The sequence below is a fragment of the Streptomyces sp. NPDC001617 genome (genome assembly GCF_053596855.1).
In genome coordinates, this window is sequence record NZ_JBSFHA010000107.1 from 1 (window position 1) to 22,287 (window position 22,287).

A 22,287-nucleotide genomic window follows, 5' to 3' on the forward strand; every position below is an offset into this window, starting at 1 on the left:
TTCCGTCCGGCGCACCAACTCGACACGCTCAGCCTCGGACAACGTGATCGCCACAGCAGACGGTCCCGAATGCGACATGACAACAGGGTACTTACCCTCAGGATTTCTGACGCAGCACACTAGTGCCGCATCAGGCAACGTTTACCCTGTCGACGACGGCGCGTAGGCGCCGGTCGTCGGCGTGGCGGTTTCGCCAGATGATGTAGCGGCGGATCATGCTGCCCTGCTCTTCGTGGCTGGCGTGGTCGGTGCCGTCGAGAGTGAAGTAGCGCAGGGCGGTGAACTGGGCCTCGATGCGGTTCAGCCACGAGGAGTTGGTCGGGGTGTAGGCGATCTCGACGTTGTTGGCCTCTGCCCAGTCCGCCACCCGGCGGCACCGCTTGGTGGTCAGGTGCGGGGAGTAGTTGTCACACACGATCGCCAGGCGGACTGTCGGCGGGTAGAGGGCGCGCAGGTAGCGGCAGAATTCCAGGAACTTCGATCGGTTCTTGGTCTTCTTGATGTGGCCGTAGAGCTTGTCCTTGGCCAGGTCGTAGGCGGCGAACAGGTGCCGCACCCCGTGTGGGCGGTTGTAGGTCGCCCGCCGCCTGCGGCGTGGTTCGCGGTCGGGGTCTTTGTGCCTGCCGCCGCGTTCGGCCCACTGCCGGCCCGGGTGCGGTTGCAGGTTCAGCGGGCCGAACTCGTCCAGGCAGAACACCACCTCCGGCTCGCCGTCCTCGGGTATGACCTCGTCGTCGGCGATGGCGCACAGGTGCTCGACGCGGGCCTTCTTGGCGGCGTAGTCCGGATCGTGAGAGGTCTTCCAGGTCTTTATGCGTTGAAACGAGACGCCCTCCTCTCGGAGCAGGACCCGCAGGCCCTCGTGGCTGATGCCGTCGACCACCCCCTCGGCGACCAGGAAGTCGGCCAGCTTGGCCAGGCTCCAGGTCGAGAACGGCAGGCCGTGCTCGGCCGGCTTGGACTTGGCGATCTTCTTGATCTCCCGGCGCTCGGGCAGGGTGAAGGTCCTCGGCCGTCCGCCCGCGTACTTCGGATAAAGCGAGTCGAAGCCGTCAGCGTTGAAGTTGTGGATCACATCCCGGACCCGGTCCGCGCTGGTGAACGTCACCTCGGCGATCTTCGCCACGGGCATGCCCTGCGCGGATAACAGCACCATCTGCGCCCGGCGCCAGGTCACCACCGACCCGGTGCCCCTACGGATGATCCGCAGCAGCCGCCTGCCCTCGTCGTCATCGATCTCACGGACCCGCACTCGCTCTGCCATCGGCACAGCTTGCCGGACGCGCGCGCCGGAGTAGAATCCGGACGGCGCGTCACCTCACCACAACACAAGGGTCGCTGATGCGGAGCTAGCCGAGATTCAGAACCTCATCGTCCGCGTGCGTGCCGAACTCGGCGACGCGCACCTCCGCGATGTGCTCGTACCGGCTGATCCGGTCGGTCCACTCCGCGTCGACGCCGAACGCCACCTGCGCGAAGCCCACCCGCCCGACGGCCTCGGCCAGGCCCGGATCGCCAGGGGCCAGCAGCCGCACCGGCGCGTCAAGCGCCACGGTGTGCGGCGGCACGAAGTACTCGTCCGGCAAAACGGTGCGCGCATGGACGAGCGCGCCGACAGCGACAACCGAGCCGGCCCCCAACCGTGCGCACTGCAGGACCGTCGCCGCGGTCGCCACATAGACGCACCTGCCGACCTCGCAGCCCAGCAGCGTGGCATGCGGCCCCACGAAGACGTGGTCGTCGACAAGCACCGGCTGATCGCCGGCGACCGCAGACCCGCGCAACACCGCGTTCTCGCAGATCACCGCCGCCTCCCCGACCTCGATCCGAGACCCCTCGGCATCGAGCACCGCACCGTACATCACCCGCGCCCTCGGCCCCACGCGGACATCACCGACGAGCGTGGCCGTCGGGGCGACGTAGGCGGTGGGATGGACCTGCGGTTCATGCCCGCGGTGCCGGATGCGGATTCCCTGCGCTTCAGCGATCATGAGCGGATTCTCACCCGACCGACCGCGAGCATGCTGGCGGATTTCCGACGTCGCGTTCGCCGAGACATGTGCCATCCGCGATCTGAGGCACTACAGGGCGAACGTTGTCTGATACGGCACTAGGGCGTGTGTCGAAAGTGGATCTTGAGCGCGAGATGATCTTGATTCGTGGCACGTGGAGATCTGACGAACGAGCAATGGGCCGTGCTGGAGCCGTTGTTGCCGAAGGGAAAGAAGCCCGGTCGGCCGCCGGCATGGAGTCGGCGGCAGCTGATCGACGGCATACGCTTCCGGGTCCGTACCGGCATCCCGTGGCGGGACATGCCTGCCGAGTACGGGCCGTGGGGCCGGGCGTACGACCTGTTCCGCCGCTGGCAGCGGGACGGCACCTGGCAGCGGATCTTCACCGCCCTCCAGGCCCGGGCGGACGCCAATAACCTGATCACCTGGGACCTCAACGTCGACTCCACTGTCGTCCGTGCCCACCAGCACGCTGCCGGGGCGCGGAAAGGGGGGACCTGCAGAAGGAGCCGCCCTGCGGTGTCGTCGCCGAACCGGCCGACCACGGGCTCGGACGCTCGCGCGGTGGCCTGACCACCAAGCTGCACCTGGCCGTCGAGCAGCGGCAAAAGCCCATGTCGATCGTCATCACGGCGGGGCAGCGGGGTGACTCCCCGCAGTTCGAGACCGTCCTGAGCCGTGTCCGGGTTCCCCGGCTGGGGCCGGGCAGGCCGCGCACCCGGCCGCGGAGGGTCCGCGCGGACAAGACACCCCATGCAGCTATGGGGTCAAGCAGCTGTTGCGAGCGTTGGCAGTGCCGGTGGCCCGAAGGCGACTGCTTCGTTGAATTTCTGACGGGTGGTCAGGCAGTGATGGAGTTGGCCGATCAGGCGGTTGAAAAGGTTGCGGAGGGCCGCGTGGTAGCGGTCGCCGACTTCCCGTCGACGGTTGTAGTGAGAGTGGGCCCCAAGTGAAGCGGTGAGTGCGGCGAACGCCCAGTGCCGCCCGGCCCCTGCCAGGACTGACAACTGTCAATCCACCGTGCCTATTAGGCGTACGCCTCCCACAAGAACCGCGCCTACCTGCAGCGGCGTGGAATCCGCTGCACCATCCCGGACAAGGCCGACCAGGCCCGCAACCGCAAGAAACGCGGCTCCCGTGGCGGCCGGCCGCCGAAGTTCGACCCGGCGGACTACAAGGCTCGGCATGCAGTGGAGTGCGGCATCAATCGCCTCAAAAGACACCGCGCCGTGGCGACGCGCTATGACAAGCTCGCAGTCCGCTACGAGGCGACCGTCCTCGTCGCGGCCATCAACGAATGGCTGTGACCACTCACACGGCTCGTTCCATGCAGACCAGCTGGCCCCGCTCGTCCCACGACTCGGTGACGGTGAATCCGAGCCGCTCGTACAGGGCGATCGCGCCTGCCCGCCACTTCCACACCGACAGCCGCACCGCGCTGACGCCGCCTTCCGCAGCATGCACAAGCGCGGCGCTGACCAGGCTGGACGCGATGCCCCGCTCCCGGAACGCCGGGTCCGTCCAGAGCCTTTTCACCTCGGACCGTCCGTCGACAGAGGCGGTCAACACCAGGCAGCCCACCGCGGTGTCCCCGCTCAACGCCAGCAGCACGACATCGTCAACGAACACGGCCTGCGGATCCGCGATCTCTACCCGGTAGCGGTCCGGCAACCCATCCACACCGGCGACGGCCTCACCCTTCTCGGCCTGCGTCTGCAGATGGTAGGCCGCCAGCAGATCTGCCAGCCCATCCTCGACGGAAGGGGCCTGACCTGGCCAGCGGACGATGGCAACCTCACGTTGATCAGTCATGACGCGAGCATCGCATGACACCTACCAAGGCCAGAACGAGTATCTTGATCCACTTTCGACACACGCCCTAGAGTCCTGGTGCCGCCCGGTCTTTAGAGGGCATTTGATCTAGGTGAATTGCCCTTTATCTACTAGTAAGTTCCTCGCCAGGCGGATGTCGTCTAGTCCGTTATGCGCTTGGTGAGGTATCTACCAGAACAGAAAGGGCAATTCGCCTAGATCAAATGCCCTCTCAGACCACCTGCGAGGGGCCGCCCGAGCAGTCGCCAGCTGGCACGCGGCTTGGGGGCTAGCGTGTGCCTGGCTCGTCCTCGCTGCTGGAGATCAGCTCGCGCCCACGGACCGTCTCCCAGGTGGTGAGGTGCTGTCTGCCGCGATCGCCGAGCTTGTGAAGCACCTCCAGAGCGAGCAGCTCCATGAGGATGATGCCAGCACTGAAAGTGACGAACGGCGCCGGGGAGGTGACGCTGACGGGAAGAACCACCTGCGCGTCCTCCACGGCAGGCGAAAGCTGCTCGTCGGTCACGAGGATGATCGTCGAGCCGCGCCGGCGGACCTGCCTGGCGAGGTCGACGGTCGACTGCTGGTAGCGGTGGAAGTCGAAGATCACGTAAACGTCGCGGCGGCTCAGCGCCATGATCGTCGACAGGTCTGTGCCGTAGGGGTCGTCGAGGTGGCGGACCTTGGGGCGGATTGTCTCAAGGTTGAGGGTGAGGTCCTTGGCGAGGATGGAGGAGTAGCGGCCGCCGCTGAGGTACAGCTTGCGGGAGGTGTCCGACAGCAGGGCGATGGCGTTGTCAAGGTCTTCGGACGGGATCTTCTTCAGCGACCTGACGGCGTTCTTCGTCATGGTCTGCGCGCGCTGGACGAGCAATTCGGATTTCGATCCGGGGACAGGCTCCCATGCGATCTGTCCGAGCGGGCCCTCCGAGTGCAACCGCAATTCGCTCTTGAGGGCCGCCTGCAGGGCGTTGAAGCCTTCGAAGCCGAGGGCCGTGGCGAAGCGTACGACCGAGGGAGCGCTGACTCCGGCCGCCGCTGCGAGGGACGCGGCGGTGCCGAGTCCCGCAGTGGGGTAGTCGGTCATGAGGACCCGGGCGACCTTGCGCTCGGCCGGTCGCAGGGCGGCCGACCTGTCGGAAATCAGGTTTGCCACGGATTCGATTCGCTCGGGTATGGCCCGCGGCGTCTCGGGGGTCTTGCCGTGAGTGCTCAGGCTGGTCACTCCGCGAATTGTAGGACCTCCTGTTCCAGGCGTTGCGTGTTCACCTGCAGGGAGTGCAGGTCCACGGCCGTGACCGTGGCCGGCGCCAGCGGTGTCCAGCCTGTGGTGTCCAGGCCGGTGGAGGAGAAGACGAGTGATCCGTCCGCCAGGCGCGTGTAAGACATCTGGAAGTAGCTGTCGAGGTGCCCGAGGGGGAGGTCCGCCTCCGCGATCCCGGTCGCGGCGAGCTCCTTGACAGGGATGGGGGAATGCTCGCTGGAGTGCACCACGATCAACTGGTCGCGGGAGAGGAGCATGGCGTTCAGACTGGCTTTGGGAAACAGGCTGCGCAGGTGCGTCACTGCCGAGCAGGCACCCGCGAGCAGGTCTCCCGATCGTCCGGCGTGCTGGCGCACCAGGGCGAAGTAGAGCTCGGAGTCGGTGTCTCCGGCGGCGCTTGTGCGGTAGGCCGGATCCACGAGTGCGGCCAGCTGTGCCTTCGGGGTGATGGCACCGTTGTGGGCGAAGGCCACCCCGTCGGCGACGAAGGGATGAGTGTTCTCCGGACTGACGGGCAGCCCGCTCGTGGCCATCCGCAGGTGCACAAGCCGCGCTCGGGCTTTGCCTGCGAGCGCGATCCTCGCGGCGGCCGCGGCGGAGCCGTTCTGCGGGGGGTTCGGGTCGCGGTGCGTGGCCACGCCTCCCAGGCCGTCCACCCAGGCGGTGCCCCACCCGTCGGCGTGCAGGTGTGACATCCGCAGGAAGCGGTTGCACTGCCCCTCTCCCACCAGCTGACTGAGGCTGGCACTCCCGGCGGCCGCGAAGCCGAGCAGTCTGCACATCTTGCGGTGTCCTTCCAAGCTTCGACGGTTCCCTGTCCGCCCGGTCCCGGGTGATCCAGGGCCGAACGATGATGACGGTATCCTAACTTTTCTAAAATTTCTGCACTCGTGTAATGAAATCGACAAGGCTTCGGTGCACCATGGCCGCCATGAGTCAGTTCACATTCACCGCAGATGATTCGGTCCTCGAAGCAGTCATGGACGAGCAGGCGAGTGCCGGGACGACCCTGGTCATCGGCTCGATGGTCAACGCCGCAGGCCTCGTTCTGGGCAAGAGCATCCCGCTCGCCCGTCTCGCGGCGTTCCACCGCTCCGGTCTGGGCTCCGCCCCCGTGTGGAACGTGTTCACGATCGACGGCGGCATCGCGTTCACGCCGGATATCAGTCCCGTCGGCGACCTGCGCCTGCGTCTGGATATCGCCGGCCTGCGCCGGCTGGGCGGCGGCGTCGCCTGGGGGCCGGCGAGCCTGTTCTCGCAGGACGGGCTCCCGGTCGCGAGTTGTGCCCGCGGCACCCTTGCACGTATCGAGGCCGAGCTGGCGGCCGACGACTACAGCGCACTCGTCGGCCACGAACTGGAGTTCGTCCTGGTACACCCCGACGGCAGGCCGCTGACCTCTGGCTGGACGCCTTACGGCATCACGGGGCTGCTGGACCGGCAGGCCTTCCTCAGCGACCTCTACGCCGCGGCCGAGCTCGCCGGCGTCAGTCTGGAACAGGTGCATGCCGAATACGGGCCGCACCAGTTCGAGTTCTCCCTGCCGCCCGCCTCCCCGGTCGCGGCCGCCGACACCCTGTGCCTGGCCAAGGTGATCGTGGGCCGTGTCGCACGCGAGCACGGCCTGGCCGCCTCGTTCTCTCCCGCGCCGTTCCCCGGCACCGTGGGCAATGGCGCCCACCAGCACATCTCACTGCTGCGATCCGGTACGCCGGTGTTCGCAGGAGGCGACGGCCTGCGCGGACTGACCCCCGAGGGCGAGTCGGCCATCGGCGGTCTCGTACGCGGCCTGCCCGAGATCCAGGGCTTCCTCACAGGCTCGGTACTGTCCGGCAAGCGCCTCGGCCCTGGTTCGTGGTCGGGCGCGTACGCCTGCTGGGGCACGGAGAACCGCGAGGCCGCCGTCCGGTTCCTCGCCGCTGGACCCGCCAACCCGCACGGCGCCAACGTCGAAGTCAAGATCGTCGACCCCTCGGCCAACGTCTACCTCGCCTCCGCGGCCATCCTCGCTCTCGCCCACGACGGCATCCGCACCCGTTCACCGCTCCCCGGTGAAGTGACGGACGATCCCGGCCGCCTCACCGAAGCCGGGCGCGAAGAGGCCGGAATCCACATCCTCTCCGCGGACCCCAAGGAGGTCATCGACCGCCTCGACACATCCCACCTCGCCCGGCGGCTGCTGGGCGACGACAACGTGAACGCGACCGTTGCCTGCCGCCGTTACGAGCAGAGCGCCTTCGGCGAGGTCGACACGGACACCCTCGCTCATCGCTTCCGGCTCGCCTGGTCCGTCTGACCCGGAAAGCACGCTGACCACGCGCCGGACCTCACCCCGTTCATCGCATCAGGGGCGCTCCCACATGCACCCTCGGAGACCTCTACAAGCACCAGGAGCAAGACCATGCACGATTCCAGCAGCGCACAGAGCAACCCAGATACCAAGCCGGGACTTCGGCGCAACCTCAGCGTCTGGGAGGCCATCGGCGTGTCCATCGCCCTGATGGCGCCCGCGATGGCATCCAACGCCAACCCCCAGGGCACCGCCAGCGTCGTGGGCCGAGCAGTGCCGCTCTCCTTCACCCTCGCCACCGCAAGTGCGCTGCTCATCGCGTACTCCTTCGTGCGTCTGAGCCAGAGGTTCAACCACGCCGGATCCGTCTACGGCTACGTCGGCGCTTCCATCGGCCCCCGGGCGGGCATCTTCTCCGGCTGGCTGCTCGCAGCGGCGTACGTGTTCTTCGCCATCTACACCGCTATCGCCGCCGGCCGGTTCACCGCCGACGAGCTGCAGGTTTCCGGCGTGTGGAGCAGCGTCCCGCAGTCCACGGCCTTCGTCATCGCCGCTCTCGCACTCGCGATCGTCTGGTACTTCGCCACCCGCCCGGCCCGCGGCGGCACCCGCATCATGCTTGCCGTCGAGGGCATCACCGTCCTACTCATCCTCGTCGTCGCGGCGACCGTGCTGTACCGGGTCTCCACTCACAGCGCCCCTCACGGGCAGACGTTCGACCTGTCCTCGTTCGCCATGCCCTCGGGCTCCGACCTGTCCAGCATCTTCCTCGGCACGGTCTTCGGGTTCCTCTCCTTTGCCGGCTTCGAGGGCGCAGCCACCCTCGGAGAAGAAACCGCCAACCCGCGGCGCGACGTCCCCCGCGCCATTCTCGGTACCGTGATCTTCGGCGGCCTGTTCTTCATCGTGGTCACGGCCATCCAGGTCATGGGCTTCGGAACCGACGCCAGCGGTATCCACACGTTCGTCAACTCCCCCTCACTGATGGGCGATCTCGGCTCCGCCTACATCGGACACTGGATCGGCCATGTCATCACCATCGGAGCGGCCCTGAGCGCCGCGGGATGCTCCCTGGCCTGCATAGCCGGCTCCTCTCGCCTCGTCTTCGCCATGTCCCGCGACGGAGCCGGCCCCAAGTCCCTCGCCCACGTGTCGCCCACGCACCGGATCCCGGCACGCGCCGTCGGCGCGCTGATCGTCGGCTCCCTGGTCTTCATTGCCGCCGGCGGAGCTCTCTTCCATGCGGATCCCTTCACCGTCGCCGTGGACGCAGGAACCGCCGGCACCCTGGTTCTGCTCGTGGCCTATTTCATGACCAACATCGGCTCCGCCAAACTGCTCTTCTTCTCAGGCCGCCATCAGGTCTCTCGCTGGGAGATCGTGATGCCCGCCCTGGGCGCCGTGGTCCTGGGATACACCATGTTCCGCAACGTCTACCCCTTCCCCTCCGGCTCGGCCTGGTGGGGCCCCGGCCTGTTCCTCGGTATCGTCGCCGTCACTGCCATCGGCATTGCCTCCCGGCCCGCCGTCGCCCGCCGCGCCGGTGAGCTGCTCACCCGCGACGAAGGACTCGCTCCCTCGCAGATCCACGACACCGAGTCGGCAGCGGACGACGCCCCGCCCGTCCTGCGCACCGACCTGTCACAGTCCCCCTGACCTTCCACCACGCTCGATCCGCCGCCCCAGGCGAGACCCCATGCCTTCGCTGCGCAGGGACGAAGGCAGAACCGTCCCCCTTGCAGGCACGCCCGGTGGCCCCGCACAGAAGGTGAGGAACCGCGATGACCCGAGACCCCGACAACCCCGCCACCGGCCACCTCCTCCACCAGCCTCAGGCACGCCTGTCGGCCCAGCAAACCTGCGTGGAGCGGCTGTTCGTGCTCCGACTCGGCGAACTCGACACGACGCTCGACGAGATGCTGCCCGGCGAAACCGGCCTGGCCGCTCACAGCAACGGCCGCTACCGCTTCCCCGTCATGGCCTACCTGCTCGACCTCGGCGACCTGGGATGGATGCTCGTCGACACAGGCATGGCCGACGGGCACGTCCAGGACCCCGGTCTCTCCTACAGAGGCACGGAACATGAAGACGCCATCACCCCTCTGCTGTCCACCCGCGACACACTGCAGGCCCGCCTCGGCGGGGTCGGCGTCCGCCCTGGCCAGATCACCCATGTCGTCAACACCCATCTGCACTTCGACCACTGCGGGAACAACAACCTCTTCCCCCAGGCGCAGATGTACGTCACGAGCCACGAACTCCACCGCGTCACACGGCACCCCACGGCCTCCCAGTACCGATACTTCGATCACGTCGCCTCGATCACCGCAGTCGACAACGCCACCGAGATCGTGCCGGGTGTCACCGTGCTGTCCACCCCGGGCCACACCACGGGCCATCAGTCCGTCTTCGTCCGTCTGCGCAGCGGCGCACCAGTGCTGCTGTGCGGTGACGCGATCCCCAATCAGGACTTTCTCGACACCGGCAACTGGCAGGCATTCGAAGATCCCCCAACCAGCGTCGGGACCGCCGCCGTGCTCCTGGAACTCGCGGAACAACAAGGCGCGATCTTGATGTTCCCCCACGACGCCCAGCAGGCCCAGCAGCTGCGCTTTCCCCCGGACTGCTACGAGTGAAACCGCGGCCCACCGGGCGGGCGTACCCTACATCGGGGCGGTGATCGTCTGCACGGCCCGCCCCCGTGCAGCGGCCTGGGCCTCAACAGCGCGGAGGAACCGCCGCTGGCGGCCGGCGTCTGAGAGTCGGATGAGCCGGCCGTTGGGCTTTCAGCTTGGAACCGCGCCTGGGCTGCTGAGATGCGGCCTGTGTAGACCCGATAGGCCTTGCGCAGGGCCGACGCGCTGCCGCCCTGGGCGAGTTCGGCGCACCGGGGTGAGGGCGGCCCGGTGCAGCGTCAAAGTTGCGGTGACACGGACCAAGTGGCCTTGGCCTCGGCGGATTGTCCATCCTTCGCTCACAGGCGATCCGGGCGGTGACCCGCTCACCGTCCCCGACGGCGGCGGGGCTCACCCTTCTGACCAAGTGACGCAGGAGCTGTTTGCGATCTGCGTCAGTGGTCATCGCTGCTGCCCAGAAGGCGGGGTTGTCGCCAGCCGGGGCACGGACCCGTTCGCGCTCATCGGTCAGGTCCCTCTGTTCGGCCAGCTGGTAGGTCGACGCCGACCCAGCCCGCGAAGAGGTTCTTCGGAGCAGCACAAGACGGCAGGGAGCTTCAGTCATGGTCACCAGTTCATCCGCTGGCGTCCCCGCCCACCAGTGCGTAATACCCCCTCCATCTATTTGGCACTTACAGATCGGAGCCCCATGCGCCACCCTGCCCGCGCACGAGTTCTACTGAGTGAGACGGTCGGCGGACTGCCGCGCACCTTCTGGTGGCTGTGGACCAGCACCCTGGTCAACCGGCTCGGCGGTTTCGTGGTCACCTTCCTCACCCTCTACCTGACCGCGGTGCGCGGCTTCTCCCCGGCCGTGGCCGGGCTGGTGGTCTCCGCGTACGGGCTGGGCGGGGTAGCCGGGGCGCTGGCCGGGGGCGTCGGCGCAGACCGGATCGGGCGGCGGCCCACGCTGGTGCTGGCCCAGTCGCTGGCCGCCTGCGCCACCGTGCTGCTCGGCTACGTGCACGCCCCGGCGCTGATCGCGCTGGTGGCCGGCCTGCTGGGGCTGACCGGCAACGCGGCGCGCCCGGCCATCTCGGCGATCATCGCGGACCTGGTGCCCCAGGGGGACCGGGTGCGCGCCTACTCGCTGAATTACTGGGCAATCAACATCGGCTTCGCGATCTCCGCGTCGGCGGCGGGGGTGCTGGCCGCGCACGGCTTCCTGCTGCTGTTCTGGGCGGACGCGGTCACCACGCTGCTGTGCGCGGTGGTGGTCTTCCGACGGATCCCGGAGACCCGGCCCGAGCGCACTCCTGCGGCTGGGGTGGCAGCGCATCGGGAGATCAGCATGGGCACAGTCTTCCGCGACACCGCCTACATGAGCCTGGTCGGGCTGACCTTCCTGCTGTCGATGGTGATCGGCCTGGGTGGGTTCGCGCTGCCGGTGGTGATGGGCCGCCAGGGCTACTCCGCGCAGGAATTCGGGCTGGTCGTCGCGATCAACTCGGTGCTGGTCGTGCTCGTGCAGATCCCGCTGACCCGGCTGACGGAGCGCCGCAGCCGCGCCGCCGCGCTGGCCTGGGCCTCGCTGCTGCAGGGCTTCGGCTTCGCCGCCTGCGCCCTGGTGGGCGGCGGCTCCGGCGGGATGGCCCTGTACGCGCTGGCCGTAGTGGTGTGGACGCTGGGCGAGATCCTGTGGACGCCCGCCAACCAGGCCGTGATCGCGGCGCTGGCGCCGGTGCACGGCCGCGGCCGTTACCAGGGCGTCTTCTCGCTGGCCTGGCAGGTCTCCTCGTTCCTGGCCCCGCTGACCGGCGGCTTGATGCTGGCGTCCTTCGGCGCTGACTCGGTCTGGGGCGCGTGCGCCGGGCTCGGCCTGGTCAGCGCGGCGGGCTACCTGGTGCTGATGCGCGGCCGCGCCGGACAGCGGGCCATGCCTACTCAGGATGTGGATGGTGCGCCCGCTCCCGCAGACGATTCGGATCCCGCCGTCGCGGCCGCCTCCAAGTGTCCTGAGTCAGAGGTTGAACAACCCGTGAGCGCCGGCATACGTCACACAGCGTCAGCGCCGATGGCCAGGCGTGTCCCGAGGTCGAGCCGCACCTCCCCGTAGGGTCGGATGTGGCCCCAAAAGAGCGGGGTGAGGCCGCGCCGGTCGGCCGGGGTGAGCCGGCCGGACCACTGCTCCTCGGCGAGGACGTCCTGGAGCATGAGGGTGTTCAAGAACGCGATCGAGGCCTGGCAGATGCGCAGGCACAGCGCCGCCAACTCGACCTCCTCGCGGTTGTTGCTGGAGATCTCGCCGCTCTTGCCGTAATAGATCACCGCATTTGCGCGGTTCCAGGCCTCCACCATGTTCAGGCCCTCCTCGATCTCGCGCTGAAGGTCCCGGTCGCGCAGGTAGCGGGCGACGAAGCGGGTCCTCTGGTGGGTTGAGGTCGACGACGCGCTTACGGCCGCCGCCGGCCCTGCGGACCCGTCCCAACGGAGCCTCGCCCAAGTCGAGCTCCCGCACCCCGAGCGACACAGTGGCCTCACGGACACCGGCGGCCTGGGTGACCGCCCTGATTCCACCGTGCCCGAGTGACCGGGCCTCGGCTCCTATCAACAGACGACGCTGTCGCTCGTCGAGGTGCGGCAAAATCGCCCCGAACTTCGCTACAGCACGGCCCGTTGTACTTCCAGCCCACCTATACCAGAGCAACGACCCACCGAACGGGAAGCCAAGGGTTAAAGATCTGCACGCCCTAACCCTGGCATCAGGGACTCCACGAAACGGGGGTGCAGCTCAATGAGCCTTTTCCAACCTCAGGCTGATGCGTGGTGAAGGACGAGGACGGCCTTCACCACGTCGGTGATCCGGTTGGTGCTGCAGCGAAGCTTCCGCAGGAGGCGCCATCCCTTGAGGGTGGCCATGGCCCGCTCGCCGAGGCAGCGGATCTTGGCGTGGGTGGTGTTATGGAGACGCTTCCATTGCTGGAGACGGCGGCCCCGAAACGGAACCCGGACGGATCCGCCGGCGCCTTGATATGCCTTGTCCGCCCAGCATTTGAGCCCCGCACCGGCGAGGGCTTCGATGATCCCGTGCTGCCGCGCGGCGGTCAGGTCGTGAGTCGATCCGGGCAGTGCCGGCGAGGCCCAGAGCAGTCGTCCGAACGGATCAGAGAGGACCTGGACGTTCATGCCGTGGCGTTTGTGTTTCCCGGAGTAGTACGGGGTGTCGGCGGCGATGCGGTCGATGGGCAGCAAGGTGCCGTCGAGGATGACGAACGCCTTCGTCCGGATCGTCGTCATCGCCTGGTCCAGGGACGGGGCGAGGGCGGCCAGGGTCTCTACGGCTTCACGTATGTAGCGGTGCACGGTCGCGATCCCGATGCCGAATCCGGCGGCGAGCTGGGCGTAAGTGTCACCGCACCGCAGGTGGGCCAGGGCGAGCAGGGCCTGACGTCCGGCAGGAAGGCGCCGCCACCGCGTTCCGATCTCCTGCCGCCGGGCTGTCAGTTGCCCGGTCAGGAACCGCAAGGTGCGGCTGGACAGATCAATCGAGGACGGGTAGACAAGCACGCGAAGCTCCTGGCAGACACAGGTGATCTTGGTCGAGAACCCGTCTACCAGGAGCTTCGTCGTTGCGCAGGACAGTCCAACTCGCGGTCAGCACCGCCAGCTTGAGCGGCAGTGCGCGCGGCTGCGGAAGGCGCGACGATGCGGCGGCCGAGGCGCAGAGGACGGGGCATGGGGTCTATCTCGGCGTGCCTGTGCTGATGTTCTGGTACGTCAAGGGGCACCGGGCTCGCAAATGGAAGGCCGTGGTTTGCTTCGTCGGCGTTGTGATCGTGTTCGGCGGCTTGTTCAGCGGCATCATATTTGGCACGACGGATGGCGACCAGCAGATCCTGCACGACCGCGGAGTCACGGCCACGGGCGTGGTCACCAAGTCCGAGCCCGTAAGGGGCGACAACGGCGGCATTGACTTCATCGAAACCGATGTCCGTCTCGGCAACGGCAAGACGATCACCGTCACCGCCGACGTCGAGGGACACCCACGAGTCGGCACTACCGTGCAGGTCACCTCCGACCCCCAGGAGAAGGCTGATCCGCAGCTCGGCCCGAGGCCGCCCGTCCCCGGCACACAGGGCGAAAAGGTGTCCCTCGCGATACTGATCGTCGGCCACACCATGACAGCAAGCAGTATCGCCGGGCCACTCGGCGAAGCCCTCGACCCGCGAAGACTGCGCCGCCGGCGCACCCCAGCCGACGAAAAGCCGTCCTACGAGTTGGGGGCCCAGTCCTGAGAGGCGATCCACCCCTCGCAAACAGCGTCGAACACGGGCCTGGAACGACACCTTGGATCACGATGAGAGCGCGATCTACGTCCAGAAACCACTACGCCTGCGCGCTGCTGACGCCGAGCTCCGCACCGCTGTACCACAGAGTTCGGTGAGGCGGTCAACGTTTCCTGCACCCGCAACGTCACCGACGACAATAGTCCTGCCTGTGTGACAACTACAGCAACGAGCCTCGGCTCACTCAACGATCAAAACCGTCACGGGCCACCGGACACTGCGAGTTCAACCTGAGTAACCCACCCTCGGAGTGAGACGGACGGGCCGTCAGCTCACACCAGTTCTGCTGCAGTGAGAGAGTCCGCTCCCTCGCGTGCGCACGTGAGGGCAGCGGCGAGAGCAACCCTCGCCAGTGCCTCGTGGAGAACCGATGGCAGCCTGTCGGTTTCGGTCGCCGCATGCAATGCCGCGCGTGCTGCCTCGGCTCCAGGACCGCCTCCCAGCAGCCCGGCATGGAGCAGCCAGCTGACCAGCCCTGCCATGAAGGCGTCCTCTTCGCTGGCCTTCACCACGTCGCTGATGGCGACGAGTTGCTCCACACGTTCACGTTCCTGCTCCGGCGAGCGGAGCAGTGCGGGCCGCAGGTTGGGGTCGTAGGAGATGGTGGCTGAGGCACGGAGGGCGTGCAGGGTTTTCAGGACCTGGTTGGCTCCTGGGCTGAGGGCAGTGGCGATGGAGCCGGTGTGGACGTGGACGGGCGGGCCGTCGAGCAGGGCTTTCTCGACGACTGCCGACAGTTCCCAGGTGATGTCGAAGGAGTAGTTCGCGGCTCCTGCGTTATCGAGGACGGCCGTCGCGGTGGAGGTGTCGGTGTCGGCTACGGATCTCGGTGATAGTTCGACCCCGCCAGCCTCCAGGTGCTTCCGTACGAGGAGTCCGTGGGTGTCGTCACCCAGACGGGTGGCGAGCCTGACGGGGTGGTCGAGCCTGCCCAATCCCAGGGCTACGTTGGCTGGGCTGCCGCCGGGGTGGCTGCGGCGCGAGCCGTCGGGACTGGTGATGATGTCCACCAGGGCTTCCCCGACGACAAGCGCGGGAGCGAGCGGGCGGCCGTTTCTACTCCGGCGGCATGGGCTCCGGGCATCGGCTCGGTGCAGGTCAAGTCCTGTCCAGGTTCGATACTGGCCGTCACGGCAGCACCTGGATCTTGCGGCCCTTGCCAGCCTGGAACTGCCGAAGCGCCTCGGCGTAGTTCGCAAGCGGCAGCCGGTCGCTGGGGGCTGATGCAGGTTCGGGTGACAGATGTCAGCCGATCGTGCATCAGCCCCTCATGATCCAGCCCTGGAGAGGGTCTGCCAGAAGTACAAGCCAGATGCCGCCTTCGGCACGACAGTGTCAGGTCGCGTTCAGCTGATGTCGCTCTCGTATTCCTGCTCGCTGATCTGTTCCACGGTGTTCAGGTTGCCGCCACCGGACATCTTGGGACTGCCGCCGTCGGCTCCGGCGACCCAGCCCACCGTGGAGCCTGTGGTCTGTGCTGTGTCTATGGTGCCGACGGTCTTCAGGTACACGGTGTTGGCCTGGCCCTTGACCTTCATGGTGTCGACGGACTCCACCCCGACGGTGTTTCCCGAGCCGTTGAGGGTGACTGTTCCGCAGTCTCCCTTGAAAACCAGGGTGTTCGTGCCACCGTCGATGACGACATCCCGCCCCGCGCAGTCGATGGTCTGAGTGACCCCGGTGCCACTGACCTTGAGTGCGGTGTCGGTGGAGGGGGAAGAAGAGCCGTTGCTGTCGCTGCTGTCGGCGCTGGGGCTCCTGCTCGTGCTCGTGCCGGCGGCGGCCGTCGGGGTCTTCGTCCGCGTCGGTTCGTTCTTGGCGGGCTGCGACAGGTTGACGGAGCAGCCCACGGTCGCCGAGAGGGTGAGAGTGATCAGGGCGGCGGGCAGCAGGGTCTGTATGCGCATGGCAGTACTTTCGTTTTGTGGCTGGTCAACGGCTTGCTGTGGGGCTTAAGCCTTGGCGATGTCAAAAGCGTAGGAGCGCGCTGTCGCACCCATGCGGCACCTGTGTGCCAGATCGGCGACATGGTGTACCAGGTCGGGGACGGGCCAGGCGTCAGGTCAGCGGCAGGCGTATCCGCACCACCGTGCCGGAGCCGGGTGAACTGCGGATCTCGCATGCGCCGTCGTGCCGGGAGACTACGGCTTGCACGAGGGCCAGCCCGAGTCCGCTGCCGGGTATGTCGCGGACCTCGCTGCCGCGGACCAATTCCTCCCAGACGTGCGAGAGTTCGTCGGCGGCTATGCCTTGGCCGGTGTCGGCCACCTCGACGGTCACATGCGTGTTCTCCTCGAAGGCCCGCAGCGCGATGGAGCACCCAGGTCCGCTGTACTTGACCGCGTTGGCCACGAGGTTGTGCAGTGCCAACTCCAGCAGGTCCGCGTCGCCGGGTGGCCGCGGCAGGGGCCAGGGCACGTCCGGCACGGTCACGGTGATCTTTCGCTCGTCGCCGCCCGGCAGCTCTCTGGCGGCCTCTCCCGCCGCCTCCAGCAGTTCGGCAAGCGGCACCGGGAGACGCTCCATCGGCTGGTCCTCCACTGCCGCCAGCTTGCGTAGATCCCTGGTGATCCGTGTCATCCGCAGGACCTGCTCGTCCACCCGGGCGGCGGTGCCACGGGCCGACTCGTCCAGATCGGTTGCCTGAAGGTTGGCGATCCCGAGCCGGATCGCGGTCAGCGGATTCTTCAGCTCGTGATCCAGCCGCCGCAGAAAGCGGCGGTGCTCCTCCCTGGCCTCGTCCCTGACTGTGTCGATCAGTCGTCGTGTCCGCTGTCGCGCCAGGGCGACGGCCATCACCGTCGCCGCGGCGCAGACGGCGACTCCGGCGACGGCCAAGGCGGGGGCGAGCCGCACGTCGACCATCACGCCGTCCAGCGTCAACGAGGTGATTCCGGCACCAGCGGCGCCGACGACGAGCGCCGCCGCGACGAGCAGCCGGGAGCGGCGTACGGGTCGGTTCACGTTCCGGCCTCGACCAGTGCGATGAAGCGGTAGCCCTGGCCTGTGACGGTGTCGATCCATCGGGGCTCGGCCGGATCGTCTCCCAGCACACGCCGCAGTTCGGCGATCCGGTTGTCCACGGCGCGGGTGGTGCTGGCGGTCTCCCACCCCCAGAGCTCTTCCAGCAGCCTTTCCCTGGAGAGCAGTTCGTCGGGGTGGGTGACCAGGTAGTCGAGAAGGGCACCGGCCTTCGGCGTGAGGACCAGTTCCCGGTCTTTCAGCCATACCCGCCGGGCAGTACGGTCCACCCTCAACTCCCCAGCCCGCACCGTCCTCGCCGCGCTCAGCGGGGGCCGCCCGCGACCTGCCCGGCGCAGTACCGCGCGTAGCCGGGCCGTGAGTTCATAAGGGTCGAAGGGCTTGTTGAGGTAGTCGTCGGCGCCCTCTTCCAACGCCATCGCCCGCTCACCCGACTCGCCCACCTGGGTCAGCAGGATCACCGGCAGCCAACTGCCGGACTGCCGCACGCGTCGCAACACCTCACGGCCGTCCAGCACGGGCATCTGCACGTCCAGGACGACCATGTCGGGTCGTGGCATCGCCGTGGCACGCCGCAGGGCGGCCCCGCCGTCGTGGACCACATCCACCACGAAGCCCGACCGTTCCAGCAGAGGGGCCAGCTGAGCGGTGATCGCCTCGTCGTCATCGGCCAACAGCACCCGCGGCCGTTCACTTCCGGCCATCACACGCATCGCGCTCCATACCTCAGGCGAGCCGCCTGTCGCAGCTCTCGGGGTTTCCTCGGGTCGAGTACCGGGGCCGTGTGCCCGAAACGGCCGGGCGCACGCGGGTCACCGCCCACACCACGGACGGTCACAAGACGCCCAGCTCGGAGTCGAAGCCGACCGTCACGCAGCCGTCGGGAGAGAGCGACAGCGCGTTCACGCCACGAGGAAACACGAAACCGGGTCGGGTCTGTCGGCCGGTTGCCAGATCCCATGTCCGTACCGACCCGTCCACACTGCCGGTGACGGCAGTCGGCTGGCCCCGCACAAACGCGGTGGCGACGACGTTCACACACTCGCGGTGACCGCTGAGCGTGGCGTAGTGCTCGCCGGTGGCCAGGTCCCGGACCCGGACCGTTCCCCTCCTCGCCGCGGTCACGACGACGGGCCTGCCGGTCAGAGCTGCGATGGCCATCGCCGCGGCGGTGTTCTCCAGGCCTGGCCGGTCGTCCTCCCGGTCTGGGCAGAAAGCTTCGTCGGCTGCCCACTCGACCGTCCAAGGCGGGGTGTCGGTGTCGTCCGGCGTCGCCGACCGCTCATCGGCCGCCGGGGCGATGGGGCGCACAGTGTTCTCATAGAACATGGAACAGTTTCCACACGTTGTCAGGCTCAGGGGCAGGGAGGCTTCACCCTGCACTGGGGCTCAGCTCGTCCACATCAGTGCAATTACGTAATTCCGCGAGGTCAGCGGGTGGGCATGTGCCCTGTGGTCTGGTTGAAGGCGCTGCACCATGGCGTCCCCGGGACACCGCTGTTGTGCAGGAGCCTTGTCAGGCGAGTCGGCCGACAGGTTGGACAGCATGCAGCGGCGCCGATCTGGTGCTGGTGCGCGAACCAGACAACCTGTCGCTGTGGCAGGTCGTGCTGGAGAACATCCAGGCGGTACCGGGGTGCGCTCAACCCGCACCTGACTGGTCTTCGACGAAGTGCGGGGGCCCGGCGCGACCTGGACGGGCTGAGGACGGCCGGATCCGCTCACACGTCCACCAGGTCGGCGGCCGGGCCAGGGTCGAGCACAGGCGCGGGTACGGCGAACGGCGGCGGCGCGGCCGCGGAAGCCGCGGCTGGCGCACGGCGGCGGGAGCGCACCACGCGGAACCGGCCGGTGATGAAGTGCGCGTCCGTGCCCGGCGGTTCGGCCAGATCGGAGGACGGGTCCGCCGGCAGGTCGTCGAGGTTCTCCACCAGATGCACCCCAGCGTCCAGCGTCGCCGTCTCCGCCGCGGCCAGCACCAGCGGGTCGGTGGAGTACACCGAGGCATACGGGGCACCGTGCCGGTCCGCCATGGTGCGCAGGAGCGCCAGGTCGTGCGAGGTCGAATCGGTCCCCACCAGGAAGGTGACCGGCCCAGGCCACTCCCGCGTGAAGATCCGCGCGTTCGAGGCGTTCAGCCGCACCAGCAGCGGACTGCGCACGTCGGCGTCCGGATGGTCCGGATGGGTTACGGGTCCCGAGGCGTGCGGTACGGGGCCCTTGAGGGCGGCCTCCGTCAGCGCCTCGCGCACCTCTTCGGTGGTGATCGCACCCAACAGCCGTGCCACGCGTGCGGGATGCCCGAGCAGCCGGTCCACGCCGTCGCTGACGTCGGCGCCCAGGTCCCGCAGTGTCCTGTGCCCCTCGTCGGTGGGAAAGCCAGCCTCCGGCACGAGGATGTTCTGCGGTGTGGTGCGCACCGTGCCGTCGCACAGGCAGGAGGCCAGGGCCAGGCTCCGCACCAGGCCCTGGTAGTCGTCGGTCGAGTCGACGACCACAGTGCTCGGGCCGGTCCGCTGGGCGAACACCACGGCCTGGGGGGCGTTGCGCTCCAGCCAGTCGGCGAAGCGGCCCGGACCGGTGAAGTCGACGATGCGCACGTCCGGGTCCGCGGCCAGCCGCCGGTGCACCCGCTGTCCCGGCTCCGCAACGGCCAGCGTCACCACGTTCGGGTCGTGACCGGCCTCCGCGAGCACCTGGTGAAGGCCGTCCTCGTCCTTCACCACGCATCAGCCTGAGGTTGGAAAAGGCTCAATGTGGCACCTGGGCGAGTGCCTGCGGAGCCTGGGACCGTTGGGCAACTGGCAAGTCCCGGCGAAGTCGTCGCTATTTCGGGCCCGGCAGCGGCTGGGACCCCGGAACCACCCTGCCCTGTCACCACAGCATCCAGATCAGGGAACCCAGCCCCACAATAACGCTGATGAATATGGGACCGCACACGCCTACCGACAACCAATCGTCGCGCGCTTCATTCTCGTAGTCGTCCAAGGTGCCGACAAAGCACCATCCGGGGCGGTCGCGCTGATAGAGAACGGGCACCTGTTGCCCCACCTCCGGTGGTGCGTCCAGCGGTTTCGCCTTCGACGTGGCGCGCACCGACTGACCGGACTCAGTAACGAACTCGACCATCGGCCTGTACCCCACGTGGACGACGCCCGATTCGTTGGACTCCAGGGCATCTTGCCACCCGGCCGTCGTGCCAGTGGTCATCGTCAGGAAGGGACGCACACTCCGGGCATGCGTCCACCGCAGCAGGCCGTATCCCGTCAAGAGCGTCGTCGGCACAAGCCAGAGCCACAACACCACAGGCCAGATTCTGCTCAACCCGGGACTCCCTCCTGACCACTCACCGCAGGTAGCTGAGTAGCGGCTCACCCGCTCCAAGCACAGGTGGGACCGTCATCCATGCTGGCCATCACACGGTCGCGTTGCCTCATCGCACCCTCGTGACCACGCAATGATGAGCCGATACGTCGCCGATGAGCCTGCCAGGTTCATGGCCATGAGTCATCGGTAGAACTACGTACATCGCACGCACAAGAGCTCGTAACGCGATCCTCGTGAAGTGTCCTCACTGGGGTCGGGAGCGCAGCCTCCCGCGGTCGCGCCGAACTCTCGGTACACCTGGGACAGCCTCAAAACCAGGGCACATAACGCTCTACAGCTGGAGTACTCCTTAGGTCGTGCGCGGATAGGCGTGGGTTCACGGGCGGCGGTTCGGGCGTTCGTCCCAGCGGCGGGTCGTCCATGCCCGGCGGATCAGGCTGCGTACGGTGATGATCGTGTCGGCGAGATCGAAGAAGGCGCTGATGACGGTGACCCGCCGCTCGTAGCAGCGGGCGAGGCGCTGGAAGGCGTTCTGCCAGGCATGGGTGCGCTCCACATGCCACCTCCGACTCGCCTGAATCGGCGCCTTCTCGCCCTTGTGCGCGATCCGGCCGTGCAGGCCATGTTCAGCGAGCAGGGCGCGAGTCTTGTCGGAGTCGTAGCCGGCGTCCAGGTGAACCGTGATGTCCTGGGGCAGCGGTCCGAGGTCGTCCAGGCGGTTCAGGGTGGGGGCGAGTAGCGGGGAGTCGTGGCGGTTGGCTCCTGCCAGGACGCGGCCCAGCGGAATGCCGTAGCCGTCCGTCATGCCCGAGCGTTTCAGGCCCTGTTTCCCACGGTCGACCGGGGAACGCCCTGCCACCTCCCCACCACCAGGCGCCTTGGTGATGCAGCCGTCCACAGCAATCTGGTCCAAGACGAGGCCGACGATCCGGTCGTAGGACTCCAGCGCGATCCGCTTGAACTCGGCGAAGACGCCCAGGCGTATCCACTCATCACGACGGCTGCGGATCGTGGTGGCCGAGCACGTCGTATCCGCTATCGCCTCGTACGAACAGCCGAACCGCAGCAGTTGAAGCAGCTTGTCGAAGACAATCCGGTCGCCGATACGCCTGCGGTGGCAGCCGAGCGGATGGTCCGGGTGGTACTCCGGCCGCGCAGGCAGAAGGGCCGCGAACTGGTCCCAGAGCGGTTCGGTCAGCCACGACGGCAGAACAGGCACAGGTCTCCTCAGTGATCACAGAGCGTTGCAACTCCATGATCATCGGGACTCGCGCCCGTCCCTGCTCTCTGGTGTCCCCAACTGTGCCTATCCGCGTGATCTCTTACCGGGTGGAGGGAGTTGGTGATCTCGCATCGCCCTTGTTGCGCAAGGCGGTGTACGGGCCCGACGTCTGGTCGGCGGAACCGGAAGAGCTGCTGGTGCGGATTGGTCACCGGTTGGGACGTGGACCAACGCTTCTGCCGCGCCAGCCTTCGATAGGTCGGCGGGCTACGGACGCCCTGCGCCCGATACCGGCTGGGGCGAATCGCCATCGGGACGGTCAGATCGGCAGGCTTTGCGGCCATTACGGCATGGAGCAGCTGACAAGCCGGAGAGTGAGGCTCTGAGCAGGGCCGCACCTGGATCCTGCGGCGGACT

General features: G+C 67.7%; 21 protein-coding genes and 4 pseudogenes. 8 read left to right on the plus strand and 17 right to left on the minus strand.

The features are described from left to right. Positions 1 to 130: 130 nt before the first annotated feature. Both ACWC09_RS45950 and ACWC09_RS45955 read right to left on the minus strand, forming a co-directional pair. On the minus strand, positions 131 to 1,264 hold the full coding sequence (locus ACWC09_RS45950; RefSeq protein WP_450857463.1) for an IS630 family transposase: 1,134 nt from the start codon (positions 1,262 to 1,264) through the stop codon (positions 131 to 133). Between the two features lie 85 nt (positions 1,265 to 1,349). After that, entirely contained in the window at positions 1,350 to 1,991 is a 642-nt protein-coding gene (locus tag ACWC09_RS45955) for a gamma carbonic anhydrase family protein (protein WP_450857465.1), read from the minus strand. 204 nt (positions 1,992 to 2,195) lie between these two features. Here ACWC09_RS45955 and ACWC09_RS45960 point away from each other — a divergent pair, with 204 nt between their 5' ends. Together ACWC09_RS45960 and ACWC09_RS45965 are read left to right on the plus strand one after the other, a co-directional pair. After that, the gene (locus ACWC09_RS45960; RefSeq protein ID WP_450857518.1) at positions 2,196 to 2,585 is read left to right on the plus strand and encodes a transposase; all 390 of its coding nucleotides are present in this window, start codon (positions 2,196 to 2,198) and stop codon (positions 2,583 to 2,585) included. Beyond that, positions 2,582 to 2,755: pseudogene (locus tag ACWC09_RS45965) on the plus strand (IS5 family transposase); the annotation flags it as partial. The gene ACWC09_RS45960 and the pseudogene ACWC09_RS45965, both read left to right, overlap by 4 nt. A gap of 24 nt (positions 2,756 to 2,779) precedes the next feature. Here the strand turns inward: ACWC09_RS45965 and ACWC09_RS45970 are convergent. Further along, positions 2,780 to 3,010: pseudogene (locus tag ACWC09_RS45970) on the minus strand (IS110 family transposase); the annotation flags it as partial. A gap of 33 nt (positions 3,011 to 3,043) precedes the next feature. Between ACWC09_RS45970 and ACWC09_RS45975 the strand changes: the two are divergent. Continuing rightward, positions 3,044 to 3,319 (plus strand): annotated as a pseudogene (locus ACWC09_RS45975) (transposase); the annotation flags it as partial. A gap of 4 nt (positions 3,320 to 3,323) precedes the next feature. Here ACWC09_RS45975 and ACWC09_RS45980 read toward each other — a convergent pair. From ACWC09_RS45980 to ACWC09_RS45990, 3 genes are all read right to left on the minus strand, one after another. Next, entirely contained in the window at positions 3,324 to 3,824 is a 501-nt protein-coding gene (locus ACWC09_RS45980) for a GNAT family N-acetyltransferase (RefSeq protein WP_450857466.1), read from the minus strand. A gap of 289 nt (positions 3,825 to 4,113) precedes the next feature. After that, positions 4,114 to 4,980 (minus strand): MurR/RpiR family transcriptional regulator, encoded by an 867-nt coding sequence (locus tag ACWC09_RS45985; RefSeq protein ID WP_450857468.1) that lies wholly within the window; start codon positions 4,978 to 4,980, stop codon positions 4,114 to 4,116. Positions 4,981 to 5,045: 65 nt separating this feature from the next. Continuing rightward, positions 5,046 to 5,870: a class II glutamine amidotransferase gene (locus ACWC09_RS45990; RefSeq protein WP_450857470.1), complete on the minus strand. Its 825-nt coding sequence runs from the start codon at positions 5,868 to 5,870 to the stop codon at positions 5,046 to 5,048. 149 nt (positions 5,871 to 6,019) lie between these two features. Between ACWC09_RS45990 and ACWC09_RS45995 the strand changes: the two genes are divergently transcribed. The 4 genes from ACWC09_RS45995 to ACWC09_RS46010 all read left to right on the plus strand — a co-directional run bounded on the left by ACWC09_RS45995 (position 6,020) and on the right by ACWC09_RS46010 (position 12,109). Beyond that, a complete protein-coding gene (locus ACWC09_RS45995; protein ID WP_450857472.1) occupies positions 6,020 to 7,384 on the plus strand; it encodes a hypothetical protein in 1,365 nt (454 codons plus the stop codon). Between the two features lie 105 nt (positions 7,385 to 7,489). Then, a complete protein-coding gene (locus tag ACWC09_RS46000) occupies positions 7,490 to 9,034 on the plus strand; it encodes an APC family permease (RefSeq protein WP_450857474.1) in 1,545 nt (514 codons plus the stop codon). Between the two features lie 125 nt (positions 9,035 to 9,159). Next, positions 9,160 to 10,014, plus strand: a complete 855-nt coding sequence (locus ACWC09_RS46005) for an N-acyl homoserine lactonase family protein (protein WP_450857475.1) — start codon at positions 9,160 to 9,162, stop codon at positions 10,012 to 10,014. Between the two features lie 688 nt (positions 10,015 to 10,702). Further along, positions 10,703 to 12,109, plus strand: a complete 1,407-nt coding sequence (locus ACWC09_RS46010) for an MDR family MFS transporter (RefSeq protein WP_450857477.1) — start codon at positions 10,703 to 10,705, stop codon at positions 12,107 to 12,109. Here the strand turns inward: ACWC09_RS46010 and ACWC09_RS46015 are convergent. The 3 genes and pseudogenes from ACWC09_RS46015 to ACWC09_RS46025 all read right to left on the minus strand — a co-directional run bounded on the left by ACWC09_RS46015 (position 12,049) and on the right by ACWC09_RS46025 (position 13,560). Beyond that, complete coding sequence (locus ACWC09_RS46015) at positions 12,049 to 12,396, minus strand: Tn3 family transposase (protein WP_450857520.1); 348 nt, start codon at positions 12,394 to 12,396, stop codon at positions 12,049 to 12,051. The genes ACWC09_RS46010 and ACWC09_RS46015 overlap by 61 nt on opposite strands. Then, a pseudogene (locus ACWC09_RS46020) lies at positions 12,371 to 12,700 on the minus strand (hypothetical protein); the annotation flags it as partial. The gene ACWC09_RS46015 and the pseudogene ACWC09_RS46020, both read right to left, overlap by 26 nt. Positions 12,701 to 12,804: 104 nt before the next feature. After that, positions 12,805 to 13,560, minus strand: a complete 756-nt coding sequence (locus ACWC09_RS46025) for a transposase family protein (protein ID WP_450857479.1) — start codon at positions 13,558 to 13,560, stop codon at positions 12,805 to 12,807. Positions 13,561 to 13,622: 62 nt separating this feature from the next. Between ACWC09_RS46025 and ACWC09_RS46030 the strand changes: the two genes are divergently transcribed. Next, positions 13,623 to 14,288, plus strand: coding sequence for a hypothetical protein (locus ACWC09_RS46030; protein WP_450857481.1), 666 nt, complete (start codon positions 13,623 to 13,625; stop codon positions 14,286 to 14,288). A 323-nt stretch (positions 14,289 to 14,611) separates the two neighbouring features. Here ACWC09_RS46030 and ACWC09_RS46035 read toward each other — a convergent pair whose 3' ends face one another. From ACWC09_RS46035 to ACWC09_RS46070, 8 genes are all read right to left on the minus strand, one after another. Further along, positions 14,612 to 15,538: a PfkB family carbohydrate kinase gene (locus ACWC09_RS46035; protein WP_450857483.1), complete on the minus strand. Its 927-nt coding sequence runs from the start codon at positions 15,536 to 15,538 to the stop codon at positions 14,612 to 14,614. Positions 15,539 to 15,685: 147 nt separating this feature from the next. Continuing rightward, the gene (locus ACWC09_RS46040; protein WP_450857484.1) at positions 15,686 to 16,246 is read right to left on the minus strand and encodes a DUF3060 domain-containing protein; all 561 of its coding nucleotides are present in this window, start codon (positions 16,244 to 16,246) and stop codon (positions 15,686 to 15,688) included. 151 nt (positions 16,247 to 16,397) lie between these two features. Further along, positions 16,398 to 17,303, minus strand: a complete 906-nt coding sequence (locus ACWC09_RS46045; protein ID WP_450857485.1) for a sensor histidine kinase — start codon at positions 17,301 to 17,303, stop codon at positions 16,398 to 16,400. Beyond that, positions 17,300 to 18,025, minus strand: a complete 726-nt coding sequence (locus ACWC09_RS46050) for a response regulator transcription factor (RefSeq protein ID WP_450857487.1) — start codon at positions 18,023 to 18,025, stop codon at positions 17,300 to 17,302. The genes ACWC09_RS46045 and ACWC09_RS46050 overlap by 4 nt, the downstream gene beginning before the upstream one ends. Positions 18,026 to 18,155: 130 nt before the next feature. Next, complete coding sequence (locus tag ACWC09_RS46055) at positions 18,156 to 18,650, minus strand: WD40 repeat domain-containing protein (protein WP_450857489.1); 495 nt, start codon at positions 18,648 to 18,650, stop codon at positions 18,156 to 18,158. A gap of 392 nt (positions 18,651 to 19,042) precedes the next feature. Beyond that, complete coding sequence (locus tag ACWC09_RS46060; RefSeq protein WP_450857491.1) at positions 19,043 to 20,044, minus strand: aldehyde dehydrogenase family protein; 1,002 nt, start codon at positions 20,042 to 20,044, stop codon at positions 19,043 to 19,045. Between the two features lie 151 nt (positions 20,045 to 20,195). Then, positions 20,196 to 20,645 (minus strand): hypothetical protein, encoded by a 450-nt coding sequence (locus ACWC09_RS46065; protein WP_450857493.1) that lies wholly within the window; start codon positions 20,643 to 20,645, stop codon positions 20,196 to 20,198. A gap of 379 nt (positions 20,646 to 21,024) precedes the next feature. After that, positions 21,025 to 21,867, minus strand: coding sequence for an IS5 family transposase (locus ACWC09_RS46070; protein WP_450857495.1), 843 nt, complete (start codon positions 21,865 to 21,867; stop codon positions 21,025 to 21,027). Between the last annotated feature and the right edge of the window lie 420 nt (positions 21,868 to 22,287).